We start from the raw sequence: 6957 nt of genomic DNA on the forward strand, positions 1-6957 counted from the left end.
GTCGCGGGCGCGAACACGTCGAGGCTGGCGTCCGCCTCGCTCTCGACGCGGGAGGCGAGCTCGACGAGGCGGTCGGGTGAGAGCGAGCCGGCATCGGCGATGGCGGTCGGCGGGGCCGACTCTGCTTGTCCGGGAGGCATCGATTATCGATGGAAGGGGACGGCGGCCCAAAGCGGTGTCGGCGGCGGAACGGAAGCGACGCGGCTTCGGCGACAGGGCCGGAGGCGTGAGCGAAGGGTGCTGTCCGCGACCGTAGCACCTAACCTCGCGCCGGCCCGAGTCATGGATATGCGAATCGACCCGTTCGGCCTCGAGCGCTGGTTCGCCGAGTACGAACACGAGGCCGACATCATGCTGGCCGAAAGCGGGATCCGCTCGCTTGACGCGAGCCGCTTCGATCTGGACCCCGGCGAGCTGGGGTACGTGATCCCGACGAACGGCGACCCGGAGTTCCGGGCACGCGTCGGTGAGCGATACGGGCGGAGCGCCGACGAGGTACTGTTCACCTGTGGTACCCAGGAGGCGAACTTCCTCGCGTTCCTCGCGCTCGTGGCGACCGACGACCCGATCGGCGAAGGGGCCGACGGAGCACACGCCGGGACCGGGGACGACGGGAAAGAGCGCGACGGGATCGGCTCCGGGAGCCACGCGGTCGTCGTCACCCCGACGTACCAGGCGCTTCACGCGGTGCCCGAGGCGTTCGGCGAGGTGACGCGGGTCGAGCTGGAGCCGCCGGAGTGGCGGCTCGACCCGGACGCCGTCGCCGACGCGGTCCGCGAGGACACCGCCGTCGTCGTCGTGAACAACCCGAACAACCCGACCGGCCGGTACCACGCGGAGTCGGCGATGCGCGCGGTGTACGATGTCGCCGCCGACCACGACGCGTACCTGCTGTGTGACGAGGTGTACCGGCTGCTGGCCGAGGAGCCACAGCCCCCGGTCGCGAGCTTCGGGGCTCACGGCATCTCGACCACTAGTCTCACGAAGGCGTACGGGCTGGCGGGGCTCCGGTTCGGCTGGATCGCCGGCCCGGAGCCGCTCGTCGAGCGTGCCTGGCAGTGGAAGGACTACACCACCATCTCCCCGTCGCTGTTCGGCCAGCACGTCGCGAAGCAAGCGCTCGGCCGGCGCGAGGGGCGGATCTTGGAGGAGAACCGCAAGCTGGCCCGCGACCATCGCGAGCGAGTCGCCGAGTGGGTCGCCCGCCACGAGCTCGACTGGTACGACCCGGTCGGTGTCAACGCCTTTCCGACGGTGCCCGAGGCGTTCGAGAGCGGTCGCGAGTTCTGTCGCGCGGTCGTCGAGCGCGAAGGAGTCGTGCTCGCGCCGGGCGATCTGTTCGGCTTTCCCGACCGGTTCCGGATCGGGTTCGGCCTCCCGACCGACGAGCTGGAGGAGGGACTCGACCGCGTGAGCCGCGTGATCGAGGACGGGCCCGGCGGGAGCGGGATCGACCCCAATGCGACGGGGGGTGACGCCTGATGGGGCTCGCCGACGAGCTCAAAGCCGACGTGGTCGGCCTCGTCCGCGATCCGACGGACGAGCAGAAAGCGATCCTCGTCGCCATCGTCGCTATCTTCGTCGCGGACCGCTACTTCCTGTGGATCGAGTTCCCGTTCGTGGTGCGGACGACCGCCGCCGTCGGCGTCGGGTTTATCGCGCTGTTCATCACGAGCTACATCCTCACGGGGAAGCTCGTACCGCCGGACGAAGACGACGAGGAGGAAGCGGAGTACGAGGACGAGTTCCACCCCTAACGCAGTTGCGGATCGGGGAGCCGCCGCCGGGTAAGTGTATCACACCGATCAACGGACTCGACCCAGCGACCCGTGAGTTCTCGAACGGTGTACGGAGTCTGGAACGCTGGCGAAGCGACAGATAGCAGCGTCAGCAACACGGGAGAGTCGATCGGTCTACAACCGGAGCAACAGCGGGCACCTGTCCCCCGGGCGAGGCCGTCAAGAATGGCCGCGAGAACGGAGACCGTCTGAGAGTTTTCCACGAGATCCGTCCCATCGCCGGGTACCTCTCAACCGGTACTCATCGCGGAGTTCGCATCGACTCCGAAGGGGTTCAACAGCACCAACAGAACCGAACGAACAGACACCCGCCGCTACCGCTCTCAGATCGGAGCGCGCGGAGAACTGTCGAGGGTCGCCGTCAGTTGTCGCCGGCTTTCGACTGCCAGGCGTAGTCGCGACGCTTCGCGGACTTGCCGAAGCCACACGAGGAGCAGCGCTCCTTGGTGAGGTGGTAGGACTTCTCGCCACAGCGGCGGCACTTCACGTGTACCGTCTTGTTCTTTTTCCCTTGAGAGGGCGTACCGGAGCCGGTCATGCTTTGATCGTGACGACGTTATCGCCGCGTATAATCGTTGTGTCTTCGATGGCGACCGCGAACTCGCCGTCGAGTTCGCCGTCGACGCGGTCGTCGACGCCGGTCTCCGGTTCGATGACGACGTTCATGTGCTGGTCGTAGCCGGACAGGATCCCGTAGTACGTCGTTCCGTCCTTCAGGTGTACCGTTACGGGCTCCTCGAGCGACGCTTCGAGCACGTCGAGGGGTCGTCCACTCATTACCTACCCCGCCGCCCGTCGCGCTATTAAAAATACCGGGACGACCCGACGGAAACCGACTGAACCGGCCGTAATAACGCGGTTGCGCGTCAGTCCGCCACGTGGACCCCTCAGATCTCAGCCCGTCCGGCAGATACAGAACCCCGTAGTTTTTAAGATGGGCCCATCTAGCATCGAACACCACACTCCCGCGGGACACGGTGGGCCGACGTGGCTCGACCGTAGCGGGGCCCTCACCGACGCGCGGTTAGACGCCAGGGCTGACGGCTCCTTTGCGGGGTATCAGTGATAGACGCCGTTTCACGGCGTTCGAACCACCACACCATGGAAATAGAAATCGCGACAATCGGCGGATTCGAAGAGGTCGGCAGACAGATGACGGCGGTCCGAGCGGGCGAGGACATCGTCATCTTCGACATGGGCCTGAACCTGAGTAAGGTCCTGATCCACGACAACGTGGAGGCCGAGAACATGCACAGCCTCGACCTGATCGACATGGGTGCCATCCCGGACGATCGGATCATGAGCGACCTGGAGGGCGACGTCCAGGCGATCGTTCCGACTCACGGGCACCTCGACCACATCGCGGCGATCCCGAAGCTCGCCCACCGCTACGACGCGCCGGTCGTCGGCTCGCCGTACACGATCGAGCTCGTCAAACAGCAGATCGCCGACGAGAGCAAGTTCCAGGTCGACAACGACCTCGTGAAGATGGAGGCCGGTGGCACGATGGCGATCGGCGACTCCGAGCAGGTCGAGATGGAGTTCGTGAACGTCACCCACTCGATCATCGACGCGATCAATCCGGTCCTCCACACTCCCGAGGGAGCGATCGTCTACGGGCTCGACAAGCGGCTGGACCACACTCCCGTTATCGGCGACCCGATCGACATGGACCGGTTCCGCGAGATCGGCCGCCAGGACGAGGGCGTCCTCTGTTACATCGAGGACTGTACGAACGCCGGCCGGAAGGGTCGAACGCCGTCGGAGTCGTTCGCCCGAAAACACGTGAAAGACACCCTCACGTCGATGGAGGACTACTCGGGCGGGATCGTCGCCACGACGTTCTCCTCCCACATCGCCCGCGTGAAGACGCTTGTCGAGTACGCCCGCGAGATCGGCCGTCAGCCGGTCCTTCTCGGCCGCTCGATGGAGAAGTACTCCGGTACCGCCGAGCGGCTCGACTTCGTCGACTTCCAGGGCGACGTTGGCATGTACGGCCACCGCAAGTCGGTCGACCGAACGTTCAAGCGGATCATGAAGGAGGGGAAGGGGAACTTCCTCCCCATCGTCACCGGCCACCAGGGCGAGCCGCGCGCGATGCTCACCCGCATGGGTCGCGGCGAGACGCCGTACGAGCTGGAGGACGGCGACAAGGTCGTGTTCAGCGCGAGCGTCATCCCCGAACCGACCAACGAGGGGCAGCGCTACCAGTCCGAACAGCTGCTCCGGATGCAGGGCGCACGCCTCTACGACGACATCCACGTCTCCGGCCACCTGCGCGAGGAGGGTCACTACGAGATGCTGCAGGCGCTTCAGCCACAGCACCTCATCCCGGCACACCAGGACCTGCAGGGTCGTTCGCCGTACGTCGACCTCGCGAGCTCGCAGGGGTACAAGCTCGGCCGTGACGTCCACGTCACGCAGAACGGCAACACCATCCAGCTCGTCGAATGACCAACGAGACCACGGAGGCGCGGGTGCTCGACGCCATCCGCGAGCGGCGCGACTTGGTCAACGCCGCTATCGACGAGGAGTTACCGATCGGGCACCCCGAGCGCCTCTATGAGGCCTCGCGTTACATCCTCGACGCGGGCGGGAAGCGTCTCCGTCCGACGGTGACGACGCTCGCGGCAGAGGCGGTCACGGGAACCGACCCGATGGGCGCCGACTTCCGCGAGTTCGACGCCCTCGACGGCGAGCCGGTCGACATCATGCGTGCCGCCGTCTCGATCGAGGTGATCCAGTCGTTCACGCTGATCCACGACGATATCATGGACGAGGACGACCTCCGCCGCGGCGTCCCTGCCGTCCACGAGCAGTACGACACGTCGACGGCGATCCTCGCCGGCGACACGCTGTACTCGAAGGCGTTCGAGATCATGACCGAGACCGGCTCGGACCCGACTAACGGGCTGGAGGCGATGCGGCTGCTCGCATCCACCTGTACGCAGATCTGTGAGGGACAGGCGCTCGACGTCGCCTTCGAGTCGCGCGACGACATCCTCCCCGAGGAGTACTTGGAGATGGTCGAGCTGAAGACCGCGGTGTTGTACGGGGCGGCCGCCGCCACCCCTGCGGTCCTCCTCGGTGCCGACGACGAGGTGTCCGACGCGCTCTATCAGTACGGTATCGACTCCGGGCGGGCGTTCCAGATCCAAGACGACGTGCTCGACCTGACCGTCCCGTCCGTAGAGCTGGGGAAACAGCGCGGTTCGGACCTCGTCGAGGGGAAAGAGACGCTGATAACGCTGCACGCCCGGCAGCAGGGCGTCGATGTCGACGGGCTCGTCGATGCCGAGACCCCCGCCGAGGTGACGGAAGCGGAGGTCGACGACGCGGTCGCGGCGCTCGAAGCGTCGGGGTCGATCTCGTACGCACGCGAGACGGCGTCGGAGCTCACTGCCCGGTCGAAAGAACACCTCGAAGCGCTCCCTGAGGGCGGCTCCCGGAGCCTGCTGGAGGACCTCGCGGACTACCTCATCACCCGCGGCTACTGACCGCGCTTGCCGCGAGCGCTCCCGTTCCGGTTCGAGTCACCCGCGACGACGGGACGGCCGCGGAACACAAGAGAATTGAGCGTTCCCCGGCGAGGAGACGTATGACCGACTACTTCGAGGTCCACGAGCGGGACGGTGCGGCTCGGCTCGGGGAGGTACGCCTCGCCGATCCCGTCACCACGCCCGCACTCGCGGACTCGTTCCTCACCGACGCCGGGAGCCTCTGGACTGCCGAGCGCGAGGTGCCCGAGGCCGACGAGACGGCACTCACGGTGCTCCCACACCGCTCGTTCCCGGCCGGGACCCGCGAGGAGGTCCGCGAATCGTTCCGTGTCGATCACCCCGATATCGACGCCCCGACCGCCGTGGTCGTCGACAGCGAGGGTGCCCGCGACGTGGGTGCGGACGCGTACGTCGTCGCCGACGCGTCCGGCTTCGTCGGCCACGGCGAAGCGTTCCGCGACGCGATCCTCTCGGCGAAATCGGCCCTCCCGGCCGACGCCGCGCTCCTGCTTTCGGGCGTCGCCACGCCCGCGAACGTCGCCACGCTCGTCGCCGCCGGCGTGGACCTCGTCGACGGGTCGCTCGCGCGGACCAAGGGGGCTGAGGGGAAGTACCTCACCGCTGACGCGGAGCACTTCCTCGAGGACCTGACGGAGCTCCCCTGTGCGTGCCCGGCTTGCGCGAAACCACGGGCGTCGTTCACCCGCGCGGACTGTGCCGAACACAACGTCAACGCTCTCGCCGCCGAGCTCCGGCGGGTCCGCGAACGGGTCCGTGCCGGTCGACTGCGGGATTACCTCGAGGGACAGGCCCGCCACGACGGGTGGCTCACCGCGACGCTCCGACTGTTCGACGACCAGTGGGGGTATCTCGAGGAGCGGACGCCGATCCTCCGTGACGCGGAGCTCACCGCCGCCTCCGCCGAGACGCTCGACCGCGTCGAGATCCAGCGGTTCGCCGACCGGGTCACGAGCCGGTATCGGAACCGCTTTTCCGACCAGCCGCTCGTGTTGGTTCCCTGCTCGGCGACGAAACCCTACAGCGACTCTCAGAGCCACCGCCAGTTCCACGACGCCGTCACATGGCGCGGTCACACCGTCTCGATGACGTCGCCGATCGGCGTGGTGCCACAGGAGCTGGAGACGACGTATCCGGCTCAACACTACGATTCGGTCGTCACCGGCGATTGGAGCGAGGCCGAGATCGAGTTCGTCGCGGAGGTGCTCCGGCGCTACCTGGAGCGTAACGACTACTCGAGGGTGATCGCCCACGTCCCCGCCGACGGTTACCGTGAGATCTGCGAGCGGGTGGCGTCCGACCCCGCCGTGGACGTCCCGTTCGAGTACACCTGCGTCGACCATCCGACCACCGACGAGTCGCTCGGCGAGCTGAACGCGGCGCTGGCGGGTGAACCCGCCTACAGCAAGCGAGAGCGCGAGCACAATACGGTTCGAGCGATCGCCGACTACGTCCTCGGCGACGCCGCGGGTGACGCGGTGTTCGGCGATGACGGGAGCGACGCGCGGATCCGGACGACCGGCCGCTACCCGAAGCTCCAGGTGTGGGCGGACGACGACGGCGGGCGCGAGGGCGAGCCGGGCACCCAGCTCGCGACGATGGTGCCGCAGTACGGCACGCTCTCGTTCACCCTCGCCGGC

The 6957-nt window shown here is 67.2% G+C and carries 7 protein-coding genes; 5 read left to right on the top strand and 2 right to left on the bottom strand.

The genetic code is table 11. From position 1 onward, the window contains the following. Window positions 1–288: 288 nt before the first annotated feature. Window positions 289–1482 (top strand): aminotransferase class I/II-fold pyridoxal phosphate-dependent enzyme, encoded by a 1194-nt coding sequence (locus ACFQEU_RS09160; protein ID WP_379781418.1) that lies wholly within the window; start codon window positions 289–291, stop codon window positions 1480–1482. Beyond that, window positions 1482–1757 (top strand): hypothetical protein, encoded by a 276-nt coding sequence (locus ACFQEU_RS09165; protein WP_379781420.1) that lies wholly within the window; start codon window positions 1482–1484, stop codon window positions 1755–1757. The genes ACFQEU_RS09160 and ACFQEU_RS09165 overlap by 1 nt, the downstream gene beginning before the upstream one ends. A gap of 403 nt (window positions 1758–2160) precedes the next feature. Here ACFQEU_RS09165 and ACFQEU_RS09170 read toward each other — a convergent pair whose 3' ends face one another. Continuing rightward, window positions 2161–2337 carry a 50S ribosomal protein L37e gene (locus ACFQEU_RS09170; RefSeq protein WP_080505266.1) on the bottom strand — a complete coding sequence of 59 codons (177 nt, stop codon included), beginning with the start codon at window positions 2335–2337 and terminating at the stop codon, window positions 2161–2163. Continuing rightward, window positions 2334–2576 (bottom strand): LSM domain-containing protein, encoded by a 243-nt coding sequence (locus ACFQEU_RS09175; RefSeq protein ID WP_379781422.1) that lies wholly within the window; start codon window positions 2574–2576, stop codon window positions 2334–2336. Before ACFQEU_RS09175 ends, ACFQEU_RS09170 begins: the two co-directional genes overlap by 4 nt. 324 nt (window positions 2577–2900) lie before the next feature. On the opposite strand from ACFQEU_RS09175, the gene ACFQEU_RS09180 reads away from it, so the two are divergent. The 3 genes from ACFQEU_RS09180 to arcS all read left to right on the top strand — a co-directional run. Beyond that, on the top strand, window positions 2901–4253 hold the full coding sequence (locus ACFQEU_RS09180; protein WP_379781424.1) for an RNase J family beta-CASP ribonuclease: 1353 nt from the start codon (window positions 2901–2903) through the stop codon (window positions 4251–4253). Continuing rightward, window positions 4250–5296: a polyprenyl synthetase family protein gene (locus ACFQEU_RS09185; RefSeq protein ID WP_379781426.1), complete on the top strand. Its 1047-nt coding sequence runs from the start codon at window positions 4250–4252 to the stop codon at window positions 5294–5296. The genes ACFQEU_RS09180 and ACFQEU_RS09185 overlap by 4 nt, the downstream gene beginning before the upstream one ends. A gap of 101 nt (window positions 5297–5397) precedes the next feature. Further along, the coding region (gene arcS, locus ACFQEU_RS09190; protein WP_379781428.1) for an archaeosine synthase subunit alpha at window positions 5398–6957 on the top strand (1560 nt) is incomplete at its 3' end.

The sequence above is a fragment of the Halorubrum tibetense genome, assembly GCF_042661865.1.
GTDB lineage: Archaea > Halobacteriota > Halobacteria > Halobacteriales > Haloferacaceae > Halorubrum > Halorubrum tibetense.